13 protein-coding genes are annotated in these 21,409 nt (G+C 63.6%); 4 read left to right on the top strand and 9 right to left on the bottom strand.

Annotated features, from left to right (window positions below):
• Window positions 1–58 precede the first annotated feature (58 nt).
• Both L21SP4_RS06975 and L21SP4_RS06970 read right to left on the bottom strand, forming a co-directional pair.
• Window positions 59–1,465, bottom strand: a complete 1,407-nt coding sequence (locus tag L21SP4_RS06975; protein ID WP_160300735.1) for a sulfatase-like hydrolase/transferase — start codon at window positions 1,463–1,465, stop codon at window positions 59–61.
• Between the two features lie 158 nt (window positions 1,466–1,623).
• A complete protein-coding gene (locus L21SP4_RS06970; RefSeq protein WP_052881979.1) occupies window positions 1,624–2,490 on the bottom strand; it encodes a helix-turn-helix transcriptional regulator in 867 nt (288 codons plus the stop codon).
• Between the two features lie 198 nt (window positions 2,491–2,688).
• Here L21SP4_RS06970 and L21SP4_RS06965 point away from each other — a divergent pair, with 198 nt between their 5' ends.
• The 3 genes from L21SP4_RS06965 to zupT all read left to right on the top strand — a co-directional run bounded on the left by L21SP4_RS06965 (window position 2,689) and on the right by zupT (window position 10,731).
• Complete coding sequence (locus tag L21SP4_RS06965) at window positions 2,689–5,823, top strand: glycoside hydrolase family 20 zincin-like fold domain-containing protein (protein WP_052881978.1); 3,135 nt, start codon at window positions 2,689–2,691, stop codon at window positions 5,821–5,823.
• 22 nt (window positions 5,824–5,845) lie between these two features.
• Entirely contained in the window at window positions 5,846–9,649 is a 3,804-nt protein-coding gene (locus L21SP4_RS06960) for an alpha-N-acetylglucosaminidase TIM-barrel domain-containing protein (RefSeq protein WP_052881977.1), read from the top strand.
• Between the two features lie 185 nt (window positions 9,650–9,834).
• A complete protein-coding gene (gene zupT, locus L21SP4_RS06955) occupies window positions 9,835–10,731 on the top strand; it encodes a zinc transporter ZupT (RefSeq protein WP_052881976.1) in 897 nt (298 codons plus the stop codon).
• Between the two features lie 106 nt (window positions 10,732–10,837).
• Here the strand turns inward: zupT and nagB are convergent, their stop codons facing one another.
• The 7 genes from nagB to L21SP4_RS06920 form a co-directional block, all read right to left on the bottom strand.
• Window positions 10,838–11,623 (bottom strand): glucosamine-6-phosphate deaminase, encoded by a 786-nt coding sequence (gene nagB, locus L21SP4_RS06950; protein ID WP_052881975.1) that lies wholly within the window; start codon window positions 11,621–11,623, stop codon window positions 10,838–10,840.
• The gene (locus L21SP4_RS06945) at window positions 11,623–12,480 is read right to left on the bottom strand and encodes a PIG-L deacetylase family protein (protein ID WP_201774604.1); all 858 of its coding nucleotides are present in this window, start codon (window positions 12,478–12,480) and stop codon (window positions 11,623–11,625) included. The genes nagB and L21SP4_RS06945 overlap by 1 nt, the downstream gene beginning before the upstream one ends.
• Entirely contained in the window at window positions 12,477–13,889 is a 1,413-nt protein-coding gene (locus L21SP4_RS06940) for an ROK family protein (protein ID WP_052881973.1), read from the bottom strand. The genes L21SP4_RS06945 and L21SP4_RS06940 overlap by 4 nt, the downstream gene beginning before the upstream one ends.
• Window positions 13,886–15,727, bottom strand: a complete 1,842-nt coding sequence (locus tag L21SP4_RS06935) for a sodium:solute symporter family protein (RefSeq protein WP_052881972.1) — start codon at window positions 15,725–15,727, stop codon at window positions 13,886–13,888. The genes L21SP4_RS06940 and L21SP4_RS06935 overlap by 4 nt, the downstream gene beginning before the upstream one ends.
• A 320-nt stretch (window positions 15,728–16,047) precedes the next feature.
• Window positions 16,048–17,343, bottom strand: a complete 1,296-nt coding sequence (gene rsmB / locus L21SP4_RS06930; protein ID WP_052881971.1) for a 16S rRNA (cytosine(967)-C(5))-methyltransferase RsmB — start codon at window positions 17,341–17,343, stop codon at window positions 16,048–16,050.
• Window positions 17,340–18,266 carry a thiamine-phosphate kinase gene (gene thiL / locus L21SP4_RS06925; RefSeq protein ID WP_052881970.1) on the bottom strand — a complete coding sequence of 309 codons (927 nt, stop codon included), beginning with the start codon at window positions 18,264–18,266 and terminating at the stop codon, window positions 17,340–17,342. Before thiL ends, rsmB begins: the two co-directional genes overlap by 4 nt.
• 341 nt (window positions 18,267–18,607) lie before the next feature.
• Window positions 18,608–18,838 carry a PUR family DNA/RNA-binding protein gene (locus L21SP4_RS06920; protein WP_052881969.1) on the bottom strand — a complete coding sequence of 77 codons (231 nt, stop codon included), beginning with the start codon at window positions 18,836–18,838 and terminating at the stop codon, window positions 18,608–18,610.
• A gap of 570 nt (window positions 18,839–19,408) precedes the next feature.
• On the opposite strand from L21SP4_RS06920, the gene dnaK reads away from it, so the two are divergent.
• Window positions 19,409–21,388, top strand: coding sequence for a molecular chaperone DnaK (gene dnaK / locus L21SP4_RS06915; RefSeq protein WP_052881968.1), 1,980 nt, complete (start codon window positions 19,409–19,411; stop codon window positions 21,386–21,388).
• Window positions 21,389–21,409: the final 21 nt, after the last annotated feature.

Here is a 21,409-nt window from a genome sequence, read left to right as displayed (position 1 = left end):
ATCGACCGCGCCGCACCGTGCGGGACGGGTCTTCGGTCCGGCAGACAGGGCCTCCCCCTCATCCCCCGTGCCGCTTCAGCATCGCCTCGTTCCAGAACTCGATCGCCCTCCGTCGCAGCGAAGGATCCGGCGCGGGCGGGGCGGCGTCTACGGATTTAAGATACGCGGAGAGTTTCTGTTCCAGCTCGTCGGCGCGCGAGGGGAACTGGGCGGCGAGGTTGTATTCCTCGTAGGGGTCGGTGACGAGATTGAAGAGCCGTCGCTCGCCGGTGTCCCAGATTTTAATCAGTTTCCAGTCCTCCCACAGAACCGACGATTCCGCGCGCCACTTCTTGTAATTGACATGCGGGTTCGGGAAGTGCCAGACGAGGCCCTCCCGCGGCCGATTCACCGGGACCTCGCCCGGGGTCGTGCAGACCGGAAGCAGGCTTCCACCCTCGACCTCCGGCGGGACGGATGAAACGCCCGCCATGTCGAGCACCGTGGGGTAGAGGTCGTGGCCTACGGCGGGCATGTACGTGTATCCGCGCGGCACGATCCCCGGCCCTTTGATCACCAGCGGTACGCGCAGACCGCCCTCGGAGAGGTAGAGTTTGCCCCCGCTCAGGGGGCGGTTGATCTCTTCCGGCACGCCTTCGTGATCGGGTTGCAGTACCGACCCGCCGTTGTCGGAGGTGTAGATGATGTACGTGCTGTCTTCGATCCCCAGCTCGCGGACGCGGGTCAGGATGGCGCCCAGCGACAGGTCGGCTTCCTCGGTCAGGGCCGCATAAGTCGCTCCGTCGTGACAGGTGCCTCCCGGCCTCGCCTCCCATTTCTCCGCAAGGTCTTTTCGCGCGCGGATGGGCGTATGGACGGCGTATTGGGAGACCTGCAGGAAAAAGGGATGACCCGCCTCCACCTGGCGATTCATAAAGTCGACGGCCTTATTCGTGATTTCACGCACCCGTTTCGGATCGTCCTCAGGCCCCGTCTGCGATTCGTTGCCGGTGCGGCCGTCGTGCTCGTCGTAGCCCAGAGCACCCGGTTCTTCAAAGACATGCCACTTGCCGAAATGCGCGGCGCGGTACTCCGGACGCGCCGCCTTCAGGGCCTGGGCCAGACCCGTTCCTCCCCGGCAGCGGCCGGCGTCGGTGTTGCCGGTGTGCAGGAGTTTAGCCGGCGACTGGCCGTATTGAATCGATGCCCGGCTCGGACCGCACATCGGCGCGGCGGCGTAAGCAAAGCTGAAGGTCATGCCCTGACGCCCCAGCGACTCCAGGTTCGGCGTGCGGAAAAAATCGCTGTTCGACTCCGGCCGGTAGCGGTCCATCACCAGCGAGGTCCCCGCCCACGCCTGATCGTCCATCAGGAAGAGAATGATGTTCGGCGCATCCGGGCTCGATTGGGCAAGGGCCGGACCGGCGGCAGCTCCAAGGGTTCCCGCGCAGAGAGATCGAAGAAAATCCGTCCGTGTACATCCCATGACGACGCTCCTTTCATTAGGAACAGGATCGTGCCCGATCGATCGGGCCGATTCAAGATCAGGGCGTTGGAGAGACGGGTTCCACCCCGTCCTCTTTTGGGGTCGGCGTGTAAGCCGACCCTCCATGCGGTCATCGGGATCTTTCCTGGAGCCCGGGGCTACTTTCGCTGACGCTGTCTGAACGCCCGGGGGCTTACACCGACCTCACGCTGAAAGCTGCGGCAGAAGGCGGACGGGGAGCTGAAGCCGCAGGCGAAGCCGATTTCTTTGATCGAAAGAGCACTTTCCCGCAACAGGGCCTGAGCGTGATGGATGCGGGTCTGCCGGATAAAGGTGCCGAGCGGCAGATGTATTGACTCGCGGAAGACGAGACGCAGGTGACTCGGCGAATAGCCCAGGTCGCGGGCCAGATCATCGATGGAGAACGGTTCGTCAAGATGATCGTAAATATACGAATTGATCTTCTGACAGATCCGCGTTCGCGGATCGTTATCGTCGCGCACCGGCGGCGGTCCGCCCCGCGTCTTGAACTCCATCTGCCGCAGCAGTGCCGCCGTGCACAGCGCGCAGGAGCCCACACCACGCCGCGCGTAGAGATCGAAGAGCGTTCGAATCTGTATCGCTTCGGCCTCGCCCAGGGCCACCGGACGGTTGCGCAGCGGGCCATACGCGGGTTGCGGCAGATCAAAAGTAATGAACATCCATGCGAGAGGATCTCTCGGAATGAGATAGTAGTGCGGCTGATGCGGATGAATCAGCAACGCCCCGCCTTCCGGCAGATACAGGCTGTGCTCGTTAACCATCACCGTCGCCGGGGTCTTGAGCACGATCATCAGGACAAAGCGGTGATGAGCCACCGCCTTGCGATCCGCCGGTCTCAGACGCGGCGTCCGCACGAACAGCAGCAGATTCTGCGGTACGACCAGTCCGGAGTCGATCCCGTATCCCTCGAACTCATTGATCGGAAGCGATACGCGGCAACCCTCCTCCGCCAGCGTCGCCCAGAGGTTCGATGATACGTCCATGCCCCGTTCCTTTCGCAGGGATCTGCGAGATGCCTGAAAAGGCGCTGTGAAAGCGTCGTGTTCCCTACTTGAATGAAATAACGGTACTCGTGATCGATAATATCAATAGATTAGTCGCGAAGCACAACCAAATCTGTTTTGTTTGCACATATGATGGAGTTTTACTGGCCCGTAGTGGGTCTTGGCGGGAGGACGGGTATGAAGTTGGAAATGAAATTGGGCGTGGTGCTGTGTATGATCGCGTTGGTGGCGGGGGCTGAAGATTTGCCGCTTCGGTTGATCCCGTTCCCGCGAGAGGTGAAGGAAACCGGGGGGCTCTGCGATCTCGCGGCGTGCCGGTTTCTGGTCGCAGGCGAGGAGGCGACGTTGCGGGCGGGACGATCCCTGGTGCGGGAGTTCGAGCGCGAACTTGAGATGCGGCCTGCGCTGAAAACCGACGGCGCCATGCCGGCCTATACTCTGGTGGTCGGCGAGGCGGGAGCGGATCTCGCGCTCGAGCTTCCGTCACAGGGCGGTGACGAGGCGTATGCGCTGGAGGTCACGCCGTCCGGGGCGGTTGTGCGAGGCCGCGGCATGGCGGGATTGCGTCACGGGGTCCAGACGTTGCGCCAGCTACTCTACGCGAACCGCCGTGGGACCCGGATCCCCACCCTGAGCATCCGCGACTATCCGGCGCTAAAGTGGCGCGGATTCCAGGACGACATCACCCGCGGTCCCAGTCCAAAGCTGGACACCCTCACACGCGAGGTCGATCTCGCGGAGCTTACGAAACAGAACTTTTTTACCTATTATCTCGAATACCAGTACGCCTATCCGAGCCATCCGAACATCGGCCCCGAAGACGGTTCGTTCACCCCCGAAGAGTTGACGCACCTCGTCGACTACGCCGCCGAACGCGGGGTCGAGATCCTGGGCTGTCAGCAGGCGTTCGGCCACATGGGCCATATCGTGCAGTCCGAAGCGTATGCCCATCTCGCCGAAAACCACCGCGTACTGACGCCCGCGAAGGAGGAGACCTACACCTTCCTCGACGACCTGTTCGGCGATCAGATCCCGCACCTGGACTGTGAGCTGTTCAATGTCTGCTGCGATGAGGTCGGCGGCCTCGGAGAAGGCCCGGCTCAGGCCATGGTGGAGAAGCTTGGCACGGGCGCCGTCTACGCGCGCCACATGAACCGCGTGCACGAACTGGTCAGCGGGGAATACGGAAAGCGGATGATGATGTGGGGCGACATCATCCTTAAACACCCCGAGCAACTCGACAAGATCCCTCAGGACACGGTGATGCTGACCTGGGCATATAGCGCGTGGCCGAATTACGATAAGCAGATCATCCCCTTCGCGGAGTCGGGCTACGATTTCTTCGTCTGCCCCGGTGTGAGCGGCTGGCGGCGCCTGATCCCCGATCTCAGCGTGGCGACGACCAATATCCGCAATTTCGTGCGCGACGGGGTGGAACACGGTGCGATGGGCATGCTCAATACGTCGTGGGACGACACGGGCGATAACTTCAACGCCGTCACCTGGCACGGACTCCTCTGGGGCGCAGAGTGTGCATGGAACGCGTCCACTACGCCGCTCGACGCCTTCAATCGCCGCGCCGGCGGTGTGCTCTTTGGCGAACCGGGCGACCACTTCGGGCAGGCGATCGAACTCCTCGCGCAGACCCACGCCCTTGCCGGCATGGAGGGCATGAATCAGAAGCGATTCTGGAATCTGGCGCCGACGAAGTGCACGGTGAGTGAAGAGGTCACCCTCCGTCAGGCCCGGGCCCTGAAACGACTGATCGAACCGGCCCTCGATCATCTTCGTCAGGCTCAATCCGATGCGAGGCGCAACGCGGATCTGCTGGATTATTTTATCTACGAAGCGAAACGGATGCAGCTGATCGCCGATCGCGATCTGGGCTTCCTGGATGCCCTCGACGCTTATCGCCGGGCGTCGCGTCCGGGAGTACCGCGTGACCGGACGCAGAATCTCGTGGCCGCGGCGGGTGATCAGGTCAAGGCCCTGCGTGACCGGCATCAGGCCCTGAAGGATGAGTACATCGCGTTGTGGCATCGCGAAAACAAACCATACGCCCTCAGCCGTCCGCTGGGTCACTTCGACGGCCTGCTCGAGACCTGCGACGACCTCGTGGCGCGCTTTGCCCGCGCGCTCGACGGGCTGGCATCGGGCGAACCGCTTCCGTCACCCCGGGATGCCGGACTGGAGATTGAAGAACCCGGCGTCCGCAATACCGAGCCCGTCTACAAGACGGCAGCCGCGCCGTTTGCTTCGGCGACGTGGGCCGCGGAAGGATGCTCCCGTCGCTTCGGAATCGAAGTGCACAGCGGAAAGAACCCGAGGCAGGACTATGTCGTCGAAACGGAACTGCACGCCTCGATGGTCCCTCGCATGAATGGCGCCACCCTGTACGAGATCGATCCTGAGAGCGGCGCCCAGCGGCCCATCCCGCATCAGATGCTTCAGGACGATTCCGCGCGCCTTGTGTTCAGGGTGGATGGGCGTATGCCGGAAGAGAGTTGCCGAAGCTATTACCTCTACTGCGGGGAGGAGGCCATGGTTCCCGTTTCCGCACCGGGGGCGGTGTTATGCAGCGAAATCACGAAAGACCGGGTGTGGATTGAAAACGACCTGATCCGGATCCTCATCGGCGCCGAGGGCGCCCATATCTATCGCTGGGAGGTCAGGGAGCTCGACCATCTCGATCTGACGCATCCGGGCGAGTCGGCTTGGTCCGGGTTTGCCGATCTCGGCCGGCAACTGCGCGTGGAGCCGTATGACCTTGAGCTTGTGGCCGACGGTCCCTTGCTCGTCCGGGTGCGGGCGACGACGGAGAGCGGCGCGGTGAAGATCATCGATGCCTTCGCCGGCGTTCCATGGGTGCGGGTCTCGATGATCCCCGCGACCGGGTGGTACTGGAATTACGATCTCGTCGATAATTTCGCCGCCGATCGCGCGACGCCCGGCCGCTATCTATTCAGCGACGGTAAGACCGGGCCCGTAGGCCGCGCGGCGGATGCGATCCGGGCCCAGATCAAGAGCGCCGGGGTTCGCTGGTCCGCCAAGACCCGCGACGACGGCCTGCTCCTTGCTCTCATCACGCCCGGTCAGTCCGTCGAACATACCGTCGGACCCGGAGCCGGCAGCGGCGGGGTCGGGGTCCAGATCGGGAACTCCCGGGTCTCCCACGTGATCAACGTCGGCGGGATGGCGGATCGCGCGCCTCAGGCATGGCTCGACGACCTCGAGCGCACGTGGTCGCTCGAGGCGGAACCGGAGATCGTGGTCTATCGGGACGAACGTATAAACACTACGGAAACGCCCTGAACGGGCGGGAAGAGAAACGGTCATGTTGAAAGGTATGGCACTGGCTTTGTTACTCGCGGTCCATGCGGCTGTATGGGCGGACCGGCCGAATGTATTGTTTATCGCGGTCGATGATTTGCGGACCGAGCTGGGGTGTTACGGCGTACCGGAAATGCATACGCCGAACATCGACGCGCTCGCGGAGTCCGGGATGCGATTCGATCGCGCCTTCTGTCATTATTCGGTCTGTGGTCCCTCCCGTCAGTGCCTTCTGACCGGTGTGCGGCCGCAGCATCCCCCGCGTCCGGGGGGTGAGGACCTCCCCGAGTATTTCAAATCGCACGGGTACTTTTGCGAATCGATGGGCAAAGTCTACCACGGCACCTTTGCGCCGGAGATTGATCGTACCAGTTTGAACAACCCCGAGTCGTGGTCGGTCCCGGCGTGGTATCCGCCGCCGCAGATGTACTTTTCCCCCGAAGGGGTGGCGGAGGCCGAACGCATCTTTTCCACGCGGATCGCGCCGAAACTGGGCGGCCTTCCGGTCGCGCAGTGGACGAATCATATCGTCCGCGCGGCGGCGACGGATCGTCCGGAGGTCGCCGACGAGGTGCCGCGCGACGGACAGATCGCGGCGCGGGCGGTACGCCGCCTGAGCGAGATGAAGGATCGGCAGCCCTTCTTCCTCGCCGTGGGATTCATGGGCACGCACCTCCCGTTTGTCGCTCCGGATAAGTATTGGGACCTTTATCCCGAAGACGCGCTGCAGTTACCGGCGGAACGTCATCATCCCCGGAACACGGATCCGCTGACGATCATTCCGAAAAACGAGACGGGGCAGTATACGGGGATCGGCGATCTGCTCGAAAATGACCGGACGATGAAACGGCTGCTCCGGGCCTATCGCGCCTGTGTGAGTTACGACGACGCGCTGATCGGGAGGCTGCTCGAACAACTCGACCGGCTCGGACTGCGCGAAAACACCCTCGTCGTCCTCTGGAGCGATCACGGATTCAAACTCGGTGAACACCACGCCTTCAGCAAATACACCAACTACGAGATCGATACGCGCATCCCGCTGATCATCGCCCTTCCCGGAACGATCGGAGCGGGAAGCACCTGCGAGGCCCTGGTGGAATCCGCCGACCTCTATCCGACGCTCTGCGAGCTGGCGGGCCTGCCCGTGCCCGACGGGCTGCACGGGGTCAGCCTGGCTCCGCTGTTTGAAGATCCGGAGCAACCGGTCAAGGATGCGATCTTCACGTTGTGCGGACGCCAGCGCCCGGGCGTGGTCAAAGCCGATGGCACCCGGTTCAAAGGCAATGGCTATGCGATTCGAACGGATCGTTATCGTTACGTGCTGTGGATCGAACAGGACAACCTGAACCGCAACGAGCTGGCGCCCGACCTCGATCCCGAACGCATCGCGGAGGTGGAACTGTACGACCTGAAGAGCGATCCGGGCGAACACGTCAACCTGGCCGATCGGCCCGAATACGCGGAACGGTGTGCGCGGATGAGGGCGAAGCTGATCGCGGGCTGGAGGGCGGCGGTCGTGACGGGAGAAGGAGACGAAGCCGATCTCGAGGCGATGCATAAACAGGACGCGGAGAGCCCCGAGCAGCTCACGGGCGGGGAGGGGACGCTGGATCTCTCGTCGCTCGACCCCGCAGTGGATCACGAAACAGCCGGGCCGGCTCCGCTCCCACTGCCTGCCGCTGATCCCGCGCGCTGCGCGGCCGCCGCCCGCGCCCTGCTGGATCGCGTGGTCGAGAATCCCGGCGACCGCTTTCGCTTCGAAGGGTTGCCTCGGGAGGGCGGAAAGGACGTGTTTGAACTCGAGAGCGACGGCGACACCGTGGTCCTGCGCGGATCGAGCGGTGTGGCGATGGCCTCCGCGCTGAACTGGTATCTGCGCCATATCGCCCACGAAGAGACCGACTGGCGCGTCGAAACGATCACCCTGCCTGAGGTGATCCCGCCCGTGCCGGAGAAGATCCGGCACGTGAGCAACGGCGAGCTGCGCTGGTTTTTCAACTTCTGCACCTTCGGATACGACCTGCCCTGGTACGACTGGGACCGGACCGAGCGGCTGCTCGACTGGCTGGCGATGAACGGGGTGAATATGGCCCTCGCGCCCGCCGGGAACGAATGGGTCTGGCGTGAAGTGCTGATGGAGCAGGGGTACAGCGACGAGGAGGCGCGGACCTTTCTCGGCGGCCCGGCGTATCTTCCGTGGACCTTCATGATGAAGATGGACGGGTTTGGCGGTCCGATGCCGGAGGGATGGATCGAAGGGCGTGTCGAACTGCAGAAGAAGACCGTCGCGCGGATGCGCGAACTGAACATGATCCCGGTCTACCCGGCCTTCAACGGCCACGTTCCCTCCGATTTCGGCGAACGCCACGGGGTGGAGACCGGCACGGTGCAATGGTACGGCCCGACGCCGAACGTCTCGGTCCTGGATCCGACCAGCCCGCGATTCCGGGCGATGGGGGAACGGTTCGTCGAATTGCTCCACGATCAGTTCGGGCCGACCGACTACTACGCCGTCGATCTCTTTATCGAGACGATCCCGCCGACCGAGGATCCCGCATACCTGGAGTCTTTGTCGCGCAACGTCTACGGGGGGCTGAGCGCGGACAATCCCGATGCGGTCTGGGTGATCCAGGGGTGGATGTTCCACGGCAAGTGGCGTGGCGCGTTCTGGCAGGCGCCGCAGCGGGCGGCGCTGTTCGGGGGGGTGCCGCAGAACAGGATGCTCGTGCTCGATATGTCGCGCGGAAGCAAGGCCGTCGAACTCGACTGGTTTAACGGTCATCCCTGGCTGTGGAGCACGGTCCACGACTTCGGCAACAAGACCGGGTTTCACGGCCACGCGTTTAAGAATGCGCCGCGGCTTCACCAGCTTCTCGACAGTCCGGCGACGCGGGGACTGCGCGGCACGGCGTACACGGGGGAGGGGCTCAGCACGACGCCGGCGTACTTCGCGGTCATGATGGAGATGATGAACTGGCGCGACGAGGTGCCCGACCGGGATGAGACGTACCGGCAGTACGCCGACACGCGCTACGGACGAAAACTGGACAAAGCTCGCGAGGCATGGCGGCTGCTCGGCGAGACGCTCTTCGATCGCGGGGCTCCGTTCGATCCGATGGTTCACGCCCCCGACCGTGTGTGGGCCGAGGGCACGTTCTGGGGTCAGCCGCTTGAGCCTCGCGAACGCGCACTGGCCGGGACCGCCCTTTCCCTGTTGCTCGGTTGCCGCAAGGAACTCGCCGGAAACCCGCAGTATGAATTCGATCTCGTCGGCCTCATGCGCGACCTGATGTCCGCCCGCAATCACGACGTTGTCCAGGCGATGCATGCGGCGTGGGAAGACGGCGATCGGGCCGGGATGGAGGCCCGGTTTCGGGAGTTCCGGCGGCAGATGGAGGAGGTCGAACGTCTGATCGGGACGCAGGACGAGTTTCTGCTCGGACGCTGGATCGCCGCCGCCCGTGCTCGCGCCGACAACCCCGACGACGCCGATCTCTACGAATACAACGCCCGGAACATCATTACCCTCTGGGGCAGCGAAAAGAGGAATATTCGCGATTACGCCTACCGGCACTGGCAGGGGCTGATATCCGACTACTATATCCCCCGATGGGAGCGGTTTGTGGAGTATCTCCGCGCGCAGCCGGAGGGGGCCTCCTTCGATCGCGCCGCCGCAAAACGGCATATGGTCGAATTCGAGGCCGCCTGGTGTCGCAGGCGTAACCCGTTCCCGACCGAACCGTCGGGCGATCCCGTGGCCATCACGGCAGACCTTTTTCACCGTTACGCCGAGGATGCGCGCGAATAGCGCGGGAAGGGAGTCCGCCTGAATCTCTATGGGCGATGGGAACAAATCGTTCATTGTAAACCAGGTCAGGAAACCCTAATCATTCCCGTGCGATCCTGCACTCGGTACCGCAGTTCGGGAGGCGTTCCTTCTGACGTGTTCGAGTTCCGTGATTATGGAAGGAATGTCCAACGGGAGAAGCCCCCATGAAAGACGTATGGATTGCCTTCGGGTTGACGCTGCTGGCGGGCATGGCGACCTCCATCGGCAGCGTTATTGCGTTCACGGCCCGGAGAACGAACTACCGTTTCCTGTCGGTCGCGACGGGTTTCTCCGCAGGGGTCATGCTGTACGTATCCTTCGTCGAGATCTTCTTCAAGGGGGTCGAATCGCTGGTCGAGCGGTTCGGAGAAGTCGGGGCGCACTGGGTCAATGCGGGCTCCTTCTTTGGCGGCATGTTGCTGATCGGCCTGATCGACAACCTGATACCGGCTGCGGAGAATCCGCACGAGACCCACTCGGAAGTTGAGACTCGGCCCCTGCGCGATCCGTCCGCGCCCGCACCATCCTTCGAGGTGCTGTCGAAAACACAGGCGAATGATCCCGGCATACACGATCACGGTGCAAGCCCCAAACTTCTGCGCACGGGGCTCTTCACCGCGCTGGCGATCGGGATCCACAATTTTCCGGAAGGACTGGCCACCTTCCTGGCCGCGCTTCAGGATCCCGGTTTGGGTTTCGCCATTGCCGTCGCTATCGCCCTGCACAATATACCGGAAGGGATCAGTGTCTCCGTTCCCATCTACTACGCTACCGGCAACCGCAGGAAGGCCTTCCTCTACTCTACCCTCAGCGGACTGGCCGAACCGATCGGGGCGGCCATAGCGTATGTCGCCATCCGGCTCTTTCTCGGAGGCGGCACGGGCGTGGTTCCCCCGGAAATCATGGGCATCCTGTTCGGGGGCGTGGCCGGTGTCATGGTGTATATCAGCCTCGACGAATTGCTGCCCACCAGCCGGGCCTATGGCAAGGGCCACGACAGCCTTTTCGGTGTGATGGCCGGCATGCTGGTTATGGCCCTCAGCCTGCTGCTGATGAAGTAGTCTCCGGCGAAGGCATCAGGCGGACTCCCGCTCCCGGCTGGGGGGAACCGCCAATGGGCGCCAGGGAACGCGAATAGCAGAAATTTCAGTAGTTCCAAAAATCGCTTTACTCGAAACCCTGCCATGCCGGTTTGCGCGCGTATACCCAGCGGTAGTACTCGCGCCGTTCCAGCTTCTTCGCTGCGCCCTCGTCGAGAAAGACTTTGACGTGAGGATGGAGCTGGAGCGCCGAGGCGGGACACGAGGCGCTGACGGGGCCTTCGACCGCATGCGCCACGGCTGCCGCCTTGTGTTCCCCGAAGGCGAGCAGGACACACTCCCGGCTGTCGAGAATCGTCCCGATGCCCATCGTAAGCACGTGATGCGGGACCTCGGCCGCCTCGTCGAAGAAGCGCGCGTTGTCGGCGATCGTCTCCCCGGTCAGGGTTTTAATCCGTGTCCGCGAGGCGAGTGATGAGCCGGGCTCGTTGAACCCGATGTGTCCGCCGCCGCCGATGCCGAGGATCTGCAGATCGATCCCTCCCGCTGCACGGAGGCTCTCTTCATAGGCGGCGCAGTGCGCGGGGACATCCGTGGTCCGGCCGTCGGGGATGTAGGTCCGCTCGGGAGGAATATTGATGTGATCGAGCAGGTTGCGGCGCATAAAGGCGTGGTAGGACTGCGGATGATCCGGCGCCAGTCCGAGGTACTCGTCGAGATTGAACGACGTCGCCGCACCGAAATCGAGGCCTTCCTCGCGGTGCATACGAATCAGCTCGCGGTAGACTGCACGGGGCGTGTCGCCCGTGGCGAGGCCGAGCACGAGATCCGGCTTCTCGCGCAGTCGGCGCGCCACCAGCCGGGCCGCGACAAGCGAGGCTTCTTCTTTGCCGGATTGAATGATGATTTCCATCAGCGGGATCGTTTCATCCGGTCGAGCAACATCAGCGTCTCTTCCCGGAAAGCGTCGATCAGGCCGGCCACGTAGTCGCGCGGATTGAGCGCGCGATCACGCACGAGCGGCATGAGATCCATCGCCAGAGTGGCCCGTTCGATCCGGTCCACCTCGTGCGATTCCAGAAAGGTGGCCTGCGCCAGCCTGCGGCCTTCGACGGCGCGATCGTAGCGCTTGCCGCCGGCGATCTGCGAATCGTAAACGCCGTTGAGCGCGGCGGCCAGGTGTGGCCGCGCGGATACGTCCAGCACGACCTTAGAGGCCTCCGGAAGCCAGTCGAGGTCGCGCCAGACCTCACAGCCGTACACCTTTTCCGGAAGAGCATCCTCCGGGAGATCGCGCAGGGCGGAGAGCAGGGCGGTGAACACGGCGGCGTGCGTCGCGTGACGGTCGGCGGGATTGTGCGTGTAGACCACTTCCGGGCGCGTCGCCCGCAGCAGTTCGCGCAGATCGCGCCCGGGTTCACCGCAGGAGGGGTCTTTGAGGTCGTCGCTGCGGAAACCGAGCTGTGCAATGAACCCGTATTGCCCGGTATGGGCCGCCGCGATCTGTTCCCGGCGTCGCATCTCGCGGAGCACATCCCCGGATGCGCCGGCGTAAGGTCCGCTCTCCGGGCTTCCGGCCCCGTCGGTGCAGACGACCCCTCCGAACCAGCGGTCTGTGCGGCCGTAGCATGCGAGGATGCCGTGCAGCGCCATGAACTCCAGGTCGTCCTGGTGCGCGCCTACTCCCAGGTGGGTGGTTCTCTCCAGGGCCTGTTCCGCGCCGTCCGGGACGACGAATGAAGCTCCGCTTTTCGTGAAGGAAATCATCATGCCCTCCCTTGGTCCCGCGGTCCGGTCTGCGGCAGCCCGGCCGCCGCGATCGCCTGCCCGTGGCGCTTCATCCTCTCATCGGGCAGGTGAAGGGTCAAACGTTCGGCCCGCGCGGGGAATTCGTTCTCCAGCACCTCGCGTGCCCTGCGGAGAATCAGGGTTCCGGCCCGGCCGCTCATCACGCGCCCGAGCAGCAGGACGTGACGGATCGGGTAGAATTCCGCGTAGAGCGGGAGGGCGTAGCCGAGGTAGACCCCCATCGACTCGAAGACCGCCTCAGCACGGGCGTCCTGCTTTTCGGTCGCATCCTGCAGCGCGCTGAGAAGTTCGGCGGCGGGCGTATCCGATGCGTGCTCGAAACCCGCCGCGAGCGCAAGCCGCGCTGCGGCCTGCTGAGAGAGAAACTGCACACCGCAGCCCGCATCGTTTGACCACTCATCAACCGGCCCGTCCGCGCGCAGGTCGAGCGGGGCGAAGGCGAGTTCGTTCAGCCAGCTCGTGACGTGGCCTTCGGCATCGCAATACCCCGCCGCGAGGCTGGTGCCCATCGCGAGGCCGAGGACGGCGTGGATGCCGAGCGTGGAAGCGGCCGAGAGCGCCGTCACGTCGCCGTCGTTGATCACCTCGAACGGAACGTGGCCCCATTCGCGCTGAAGGTTGTGGAACAGGGGCCGGATGTGTCGCTCGAAATCGTCGGATCCGATCCCGCGGAACAGGGAAGCAAGACGCGGTTCGTTGGCGACATAGATGCCCGCCGCGCTCCCGCCGATGGCGTCGACGCGGGGCAGGTGTGCCGCCGCCCGACGGATCGAATCACGGATGCCCTCTATGTGGTAGCCCGGGTCGTCGTTGAAATACGGGTCCCACGGCACTTCTTCCGTGTGGACGACCTGTCCGTCCCTCACCGCCGCGCATTTGCGGTCGCTGCCTCCCAGGTCGAATCCGACGCGGCAGCCGTCGAAGTGTCCGCCCGTGCGTGACGTGATCTGATTGGCGCGGGGAAGATCCTTTTCGTCGCACGGGTGGATGCTGAAGGGCGTACCATAGATCGTGGGACCCATCATCTCCGCATCGAACCGGCGCGCTCCGTTTTGCGAGTACAGTCGGCCGAGATGATCCGCCAGCGCCGCCGATCCGCTCACGTGGATTTCGGGCGCGCCCTTCTGCCACAGCAGAAACTTGAAGGTGCGCTCAAGCCGGTGGAGCGCGGTTTCGTGGTCGTCGCCCGCCGGCACGCGGTCGTTCCAGTGGAAGCAGCGTCCGTCTCGACGGAGAAATGCGAACCGCACGCATCGGCGGCGGTTCTCTCCGGCCTCGGGTCCGGCTGCGGCGATCGCCAGTGAAAGCGGCCGGAACCCCGGATCCAGTGGCGGGGAAATGGCGGGCTGCTGCCTACTTCGGCCGCTCATGACGAAGCCCCCTGTTCCGCTGTGGATTTCCGCTTCCACGCGGTACCGAGTCCGGCGGCCGAACCGAGAAAGAGGACCGTCATCAGAAAAGCGGAAACGGCCTCGCCGTACATCCAGAGTCCGGCCGCGAACAGGGCTGCGTAGACCGCGAATGTGCCGAAGAGCATGCAGAGTATGCTGGAGGGCAGGTGCACCGCGGCGTGTTGTGCCCGGATAGGATCGCCCTCGCGCTCCGCCTCTGCGTAGATGGTCTTCCATCCCGGACCGCCGGCGTTAACCCTGGCGCAGAATCTCCGCAGCGTGGCGCGGTCCGCGGGCCGCCCCAGCCATGCCGCCGTGAGCCAGCAGGCGGTGGTGACGGTGACCCCGATGAGGAGGCGCTGCCAGTCTTCGAGCGGCACGGCCGGGAAGAGATGCGCGTGAACGAACTGAAAATAGCACGCGATCAGAAACGAGACCGCCATCGCCACCATCTCACTGAGTGCGTTCACCCGCCACCAGAACCAGCGCAGGATAAAGATCAGTCCCGTCCCGGCGCCGATCTGGAGGAGGATATGGAAGGCCTGTAGCGCATTGCGCAGTTCCAGCGCGATGAGGCCGGCCGCCAGCATCATCAGGACCGTGGAGAGGCGTCCCACGCGCACCAGCTCGCGCTCGGAGGCCTGCGGTCGCAGGAAACGGCGGTAGAAATCGTTGACCACATACGAGGAACCCCAGTTCAGGTGGGTAGAGATCGTGGACATGTACGCCGCGACAAGCGAGGCCAGCACGAGGCCCAGCAGCCCCCGCGGAAGAAAGGTGAGCATGGCCGGATAGGCGAGATCGTCTTCCACCACGGAAGGATCGACCTGCGGGAAGGCCTCCCGGATCGACGCCAGATCGGGAAAGACGACCAGGGAGGCGAGGCCGACGATAATCCACGGCCACGGCCGCAGGGCGTAGTGGGCGATATTAAAGAAGAAGACTGCGCCTGTGGCGTGCCGTTCGTCCTTTGCAGCCAGCATGCGCTGGGCGAGATAGCCTCCTCCTCCGGGCTCGGCGCCGGGATACCAGACGCTCCACCACTGCACGGCGAGAGGAATGATCATGACCGATACGAGCAGATTGACGCTCTCCGGCGAGAAGCCGCCGTCCGCCGCGCGCTCGAGATGGGGCACGAGATTCAGCTTGCCCGCGACGGCGGGATGACTGAAGAGGCCCTGAAGGCCCTGGACATCAGCATGCTGCACGGCCACGCCCGCCGCGGCGACCGCGCCGGTCATGGCGATGATGAAGAGCACGAAGTCCGTGAGGAGGACGCCGGTCAGTCCGCCCATGCTCGAAAAGAGAACGGTCACGATCGAGGCGTACAGGATCGATTCCCAGGGTTGGAGACCGAGCATGATACCGCCCAGCTTGATCGCGGCCAGCGAGACGGTGGCCATGATCATGATGTTGAAGAAGACGCCGAGATAGAGCGCCCGGAATCCGCGCAGGAACGCGGCCAGCCTCCCGCTGTAGCGCAGTTCGTAGAACTCGATGTCGGTCATGACCTTTGAACGGCGCCAGAGGCGGGCGTAGACGAAAACCGTAAGCATGCCGGTAAGCAGAAAGGCCCACCAGACCCAGTTGCCCGCGACCCCGGTCTTGCGTACGATGTCCGTGACGAGGTTGGGCGTATCCGTAGAAAAGGTCGTGGCCACCATCGAAAATCCCAGCAGCCACCAGGGCATGTTGCGTCCCGAGACGAAGAAGTCGGACGAGCTGCGCCCGGCCCGCTTCGATACCACCGCCCCGATGATCAGCGCGAGCGCGAAGAAGCCCAGAATGATAATCCAGTCTATGGTGCCCAATTGCATGCCGGCGTCGCCTTTCCGCGGTTCGGTCCGGTTCCTGCTCCTTATGTCCCGTATTGTGTCTGCCGGGGTGCCCTTGTGAAACCCGGAATCGTTGCCTGATCCGACCGCGCCGTTGTCAAAAGCGAGTACAGGAGACGCAGGCCGAACCCGTGCGTGAAGGTAGGGACGGACCTCCGGGCCGTCCGCTGTTTAAGAATCCTGTGGATCCAATTTTTCCCGCCGGGACACCCTGATTCAAAGCTCACTTCAATGTTCACAGGGGGGCGAGCGCGTTTTCGGGCAATGTTGAAGTCAGGAGGAGGGGCGCGCACCCCGGCCCCTCAGGAGTCTTCGCGCGGGATTTTCCGGACGAGCGCCGCATACGATCCGTCGCTGTGCGAGCGCGGCGGGAAGTTCTTGCGCGCTTTGGCGAAATGCGCATCGGGATGTCCGCTGACCCATCCCCGCAGCAGTTTCTCGTTTTCCTCCTCTTCCAGGCTGCAGGTGCTGTAGACCAGGCGCCCCCCCGGACGGAGCCGGGGCAGGGCGGCGTCGAGCAGCGCGGTCTGGAGGCGGTTGAGCTTCTTGAGGCGCGCGGGCGAGAAGCGCCAGCGCGCGTCCGCGCGGCGGCGGAGTACGCCGGTGTTGGTGCAGGGCACATCGAGCAGGATGGCGTCAAACGTCTCCTGCTCTTCGGGCGACGGCGGCTCTGTGGCGTCGGCGATGCGCAGTTCGACCCAGCCGTCCCGGGTCCGCTCGAGATTCTCGCGGAGACGGTCGACGCGGTCCGCGTGTTTCTCCATGGCCACCAGCCGTCCCTCGCCGTTCATCCGCGCGGCCATCACCTGCAGTTTTCCGCCCGGCGCCGCGCAGGCGTCCAGCACCGTTTCGCCGGGCTGCGGATCGAGCAGATCCACCGCCGTGAGGGTGGAGGGATCCTGGATGGTGAAGAGGCCCTCTCTGTAGCCGGGCACGTCGGGGACGGCCACGCCGCGGGGAAGGACGAAGCATCGGTCCCGCGCACGGAAGGGGTGCGGGACGAGTTCGATGCCCGCCTCCCGGCACCGCGCCTCGAAGGCCGGCGCATCGATGCGGCGCGGGTCGGGCCGGACGCATGTCTGCGGCGGCTCGTTGTGCCACTCGCAGAGCCGGGCGGTATCTGTCTCCCCGTAGTGGCGCGTCCACCGGCGCACCAGTTCGTCCGGAAAAGAATAGCGCGCCGTCAGTTCCGCGCGCGACAGCCGACGCAGTACGAAGGTGCGTTCCCGCTGAACCCGGCGCAGGACGGCGTTGATGAGTCCCCGCCAGCCCTCCTCGGCGAGTCCGACGGATTCGTGCACCGCCGCGTACTCTTCCACGTCGTCCATGAAAATCAACTGGTAGACGCCGATGTGGAGGATGGCCTGCACGGGGCGGGGCGGCGAATGGCTCATGAACTGGTTTTCGATCCACTCCAGGGTGAGCAGGCGTCGGACGACGCCGTAGACCAGTTCGGTGACAAAAGCGCGGTTCCGCTTCACACGGGACAGGCTTCGTTCCGGAAAATGGTCCGGCTCCGCGAGCCATTCGGTAATGATTCCGGCCGCTACGGCCCGCGGGTCGTCCCGGTCGTCGCTCTTGAATCGGGTTCGGTTCATGGCCGGGGTCCTTCCGGTCTGAAGTGTTCCCATGCCCGGTCTTCGAGGGGCGCCCGGGCGCCCGACGCATCGACGAGCGACAGGGTTCTCTCTTCCGTAATCACGCCGATCTCCACGGGGGCGGATTCCCCGGGCCAGCCGACGCGGATTTCTTCGAGTGCTTCGGCGGGGCAGCAGAACAGCAGCTCGTAGTCTTCGCCTTCGAAGAGCGCCGCGTTGAGATCGACGCCGGCGTGCAGGGGTACACGCTCTGAAAAGAGAGTCGCGCCGGTTCCGCTCGCCGCGGCGATATGGCGCAGATCCGTGCCGAGTCCGTCACTGAGATCGATCATGGCATGGGCCAGGCCGCTTTCGCGGAGAAAGCGGCCTTCGTCGACCCGGGGCGTGAAATTCAGGTGTCGGCCGGAGGCGAAGCTTCCGCCGAGCGGGCCGGTCACGGCGATGCGGTCGCCGGGCCGGGCCCCGCTCCTCAGTACTGCGCTGCCGCGGGGCAGGGTTCCGACGGCGAAGACGTGCAGCGCGAGCGCGTCGCCCTCCGCCAGATCGCCCCCCGCGAGCACCGCGCCGTGGGTGCGGGCGAGATCGGTGATCCCGCGGCACACGGCCTCGAGCGTTTCAATCGGCACGTCGGCCGGCGCCACCGTATTGACGAAAATATATTTCGGATCCGCGCCCATCGCCGCGAGATCGCTCAGGGCGCGTCCCGCCGCCTTGTGTCCGATCGACGCCGGCGGGGTGTCCGATGCGAAATGACGGTCTTCTATGAGGGGATCGGTCGTGAAGACCCAGTCGGAGCTTTCATCGCCCCGGGCCACCGCCGCATCGTCGCCCGGTCCGGTCACCAGTTCCGCCGCAGCGGGTAGATGGGCGGTCAGGCGGCGGATGGCTTCCCGTTCGCCGAGATCTTTGAGGGTACGTGCCATCCCGCCTTTATAAGAGGGTAGGGCGACTGAAGCAAACCCTGCGTTCCTGAGTTCAACATTGGGACACGGGGGAATATCGTACTCTTACTCGTACTCGTACGCGAACTCGGAGCGCCGAAGGCGCGATCCTTTTTACAACCCGGGAACTCGAGTACGAGTACCGCTTCGCTGAGTACGAGTACGCGTACGTTGTGACGCGAGCGGATTTCTAATCCAGCCGCTACGATTTCAGTAGTTCCGCAGCGGGCTGAACAGACGGAACAGACGGGGGGGATTACACAAATGCGGGCGGGGTTCAGTCGTTCCGAGATCGCGGGATCGATCGGGCCGTATGGCCGGGATCAGGCGGGTTCGGCCGCCTCGGGATTTCCAAACGGTCCCTTTTCGCGGACCATTTTATCCAGCGCGTCGCGCAGAAGTGGCAGACCGCTGGCCGGAATGATGATCGTGTCGCGACGACCCTTCACATCTTCCGTGATCCGGAGGAAACTCCCCCTCTGATTCTCCTTGAGGTCGAGGAAAAACTGTTTCCGTTCAACCTGAAGATGCTCACTCATCAACGTCTGTTCCATGCGACGCCCCCTCCCGTAAACCATTCTCTCTCTGCCCGTAAGAATAATCACCGGCGGTTGACGGTGTCAAGAAGAGCGGCAGATCAGGACATCCCCCATATTTCCTGAGTTCCACAGGGAGAGTGTCGTACTCTTACGCTTACTCGTACTCAGCGAAGCGGTACTCGTACTCGAGATCCTGGATTGTAAAAAGGATCGCGCCTGCGGCGCTCCGAGTACGAGTACGAGTAAGAGTACGAGTACGCATACGAATTATGTTCATCCCCCCTCTCAACCAACCTTCATGCTCTTCATGGTTAATCCCTGTCCCGCGGTCCGGGAGAGGTCAGCCGACATGAAGGGACAAACTGACACAGCCCGCGGTACGGGTGCGCCATTTGCGCTCGGATCACGGGGCGATTGAACGCGTTAGGAAAGGGAGAACTAAAAATACAAAATAGCGTAAGATACTGATAATAAGCAATTAGAAAAACATGTATCCCTGGGATTATCCTTCGATGGCATGGGGGTTGCTTACTTTGTGGCGCGAACATGGCGGTAAGAAGAATTTTGAACCGGAGAGTTATTTCCATGGCGGACGAAAAAAAGAAGCAACAGGCGGGCAAGGTTCTGGGGATTGACCTCGGGACGACGAACTCGTGTATGGCGGTAATGGAGGGTGGAGAGGCCACGGTGATTCCGAATGCGGAGGGGGGTCGCACTACGCCTTCGATCGTGGCCTTCACCAAGGACGGCGAGCGGCTGGTCGGGCAGGCGGCCAAGCGGCAGGCGGTCACCAATCCGAATAACACGGTGTTCTCGATCAAGCGCTTCATGGGCCGTAAATTCAGCGAGGTCAAACACGAGATCGAGCTGGTGCCTTACGAGGTGGTCGAGGCGAAGAACGGCGACGCGAACGTGAAGATCGGCGACAAGACGTATGCGCCGCCGGAGATTTCGGCAATGATTCTGCAGAAGCTCAAGATGGACGCCGAGGCCTATCTCGGAGAGTCGATCAGCCAGGCGGTCATTACGGTTCCCGCTTATTTCAACGACAGTCAGCGTCAGGCCACCAAGGACGCCGGAAAGATCGCCGGTCTCGAGGTGCTGCGGATCATCAACGAGCCGACGGCGGCCTCGCTCGCGTACGGACTGGACAAGAAGAGCGACGAGAAGATCGCGGTCTACGACCTCGGGGGCGGGACGTTCGACATTTCCATCCTCGACATCGGGGACGGCGTATTCGAAGTGGCGGCCACCAACGGCGACGGGCATCTCGGCGGCGACGATTTCGACCAGCGGGTGATCGACTGGATGGTCGAGGAATTCAAGCGGGAGCAGGGCATCGATCTCGGCAGGGACGCGATGGCGCTGCAGCGCCTGAAAGAGGCTTCGGAAAAAGCCAAGTGTGAACTGTCGAGTTCGCAGTCCACGGACATCAACCTGCCGTTCATCACGGCGGATCAGAGCGGGCCGAAGCACCTCAATCTCTCGCTCACGCGGTCAAAGCTCGAGCAGCTCGTCGACCAGGAGATCTCGCGTGCGGAGACGCCGGTGCGCCAGTGTCTGAAGGACGCGAGCATCGACACCGCCGAAATCCGGGAGGTCATCCTGGTGGGCGGATCGACCCGCATGCCGCGCATTCAGCAGATCGTGAAGGACATGTTCGGCCGCGACCCGCACAAGGGCGTGAATCCGGACGAGGTGGTCTCGGTCGGCGCCGCCATCCAGGGCGGGGTGCTCAAGGGCGAGGTCAAGGACGTGCTCCTGCTCGACGTGACGCCGCTGACGCTCGGCATCGAGACGCTCGGCGGGGTGTTCACGCCGCTCATCGAGCGCAATACCACCATCCCGACGCGCAAGAGCGAGATCTTCAGCACCGCCGCCGACAACCAGACGCAGGTGGATATCCACGTGCTGCAGGGCGAGCGCAAGATGGCCGGCGACAACAAGAGCATCGGCCGCTTCCGGCTCGACGGCATTCCGCCCGCGCCGCGCGGAGTACCGCAGGTCGAGGTGACCTTCGATATCGATGCCAACGGCATTCTCAACGTGAGCGCCAAGGATCTGGGCACCGGCAAGGAACAGAAGATCACCATCACCGCCTCCAGCGGGCTCTCCCAGGAGGAGATCAATCAGATGGTCAACGATGCCGAGGCGCATGCGGAGGAAGACGAGAAGAAGCGCGAACAGGTCGAACTGCACAACCAGGCCGACGCCACCGTCTTCCAGACCGAGAAGTTCCTCGAGGAGAACGGGGACAAGATTCCGGACGACAAGAAGCAGGAGCTTCAGCAGGCGCTGGAGCCGCTGCGCGAGGCGCTGAAGAACGAGGATCAGGACGGTATGCGGTCCGGCGTGGATAACGTCAACCGGATCATGCAGGCCGTCTCGCAGGACCTCTATCAGCAGGCGCAGCAGCAACAGCAGCAGGCATCCGGGGCCGAGGGCGCCGGGGACGCGTCGCAGGGCGGCGCGGAAGGGTCGCAAGACCGGAGCGGAGGAGGCTCGGACGAAGACGTGATCGATGCCGACTTCGAGATGAAGGACGATTCGAATAAATCGTCGTAATTTGCCGGAACGCGGGACGGG

This window comes from Kiritimatiella glycovorans (genome assembly GCF_001017655.1).
Classification (GTDB): Bacteria; Verrucomicrobiota; Kiritimatiellia; order Kiritimatiellales; family Kiritimatiellaceae; genus Kiritimatiella; species Kiritimatiella glycovorans.
The sequence above is the reverse complement of the archived record's forward strand: the minus strand, read 5'-3'. Positions and strand labels throughout refer to the sequence as shown.

Excerpts from the sequence above, each read along its gene's own strand:
- thiL (WP_052881970.1), bottom strand. The coding sequence starts at position 18,266 with ATGGCACGTACCCTCAAAGATCTCGGCGAACGGGAAGCCATCCGCCGC.
- L21SP4_RS06970 (WP_052881979.1), bottom strand. The coding sequence starts at position 2,490 with ATGGACGTATCATCGAACCTCTGGGCGACGCTGGCGGAGGAGGGTTGC.
- L21SP4_RS06945 (WP_201774604.1), bottom strand. The coding sequence starts at position 12,480 with ATGATGATTTCCTTCACGAAAAGCGGAGCTTCATTCGTCGTCCCGGAC.
- rsmB (WP_052881971.1), bottom strand. The coding sequence starts at position 17,343 with ATGAACCGAACCCGATTCAAGAGCGACGACCGGGACGACCCGCGGGCC.
- L21SP4_RS06920 (WP_052881969.1), bottom strand. The coding sequence starts at position 18,838 with ATGGAACAGACGTTGATGAGTGAGCATCTTCAGGTTGAACGGAAACAG.
- L21SP4_RS06960 (WP_052881977.1), top strand. The coding sequence starts at position 5,846 with ATGTTGAAAGGTATGGCACTGGCTTTGTTACTCGCGGTCCATGCGGCT.
- L21SP4_RS06965 (WP_052881978.1), top strand. The coding sequence starts at position 2,689 with ATGAAGTTGGAAATGAAATTGGGCGTGGTGCTGTGTATGATCGCGTTG.
- nagB (WP_052881975.1), bottom strand. The coding sequence starts at position 11,623 with ATGGAAATCATCATTCAATCCGGCAAAGAAGAAGCCTCGCTTGTCGCG.
- dnaK (WP_052881968.1), top strand. The coding sequence starts at position 19,409 with ATGGCGGACGAAAAAAAGAAGCAACAGGCGGGCAAGGTTCTGGGGATT.
- zupT (WP_052881976.1), top strand. The coding sequence starts at position 9,835 with ATGAAAGACGTATGGATTGCCTTCGGGTTGACGCTGCTGGCGGGCATG.
- L21SP4_RS06940 (WP_052881973.1), bottom strand. The coding sequence starts at position 13,889 with ATGAGCGGCCGAAGTAGGCAGCAGCCCGCCATTTCCCCGCCACTGGAT.
- L21SP4_RS06975 (WP_160300735.1), bottom strand. The coding sequence starts at position 1,465 with ATGGGATGTACACGGACGGATTTTCTTCGATCTCTCTGCGCGGGAACC.
- L21SP4_RS06935 (WP_052881972.1), bottom strand. The coding sequence starts at position 15,727 with ATGCAATTGGGCACCATAGACTGGATTATCATTCTGGGCTTCTTCGCG.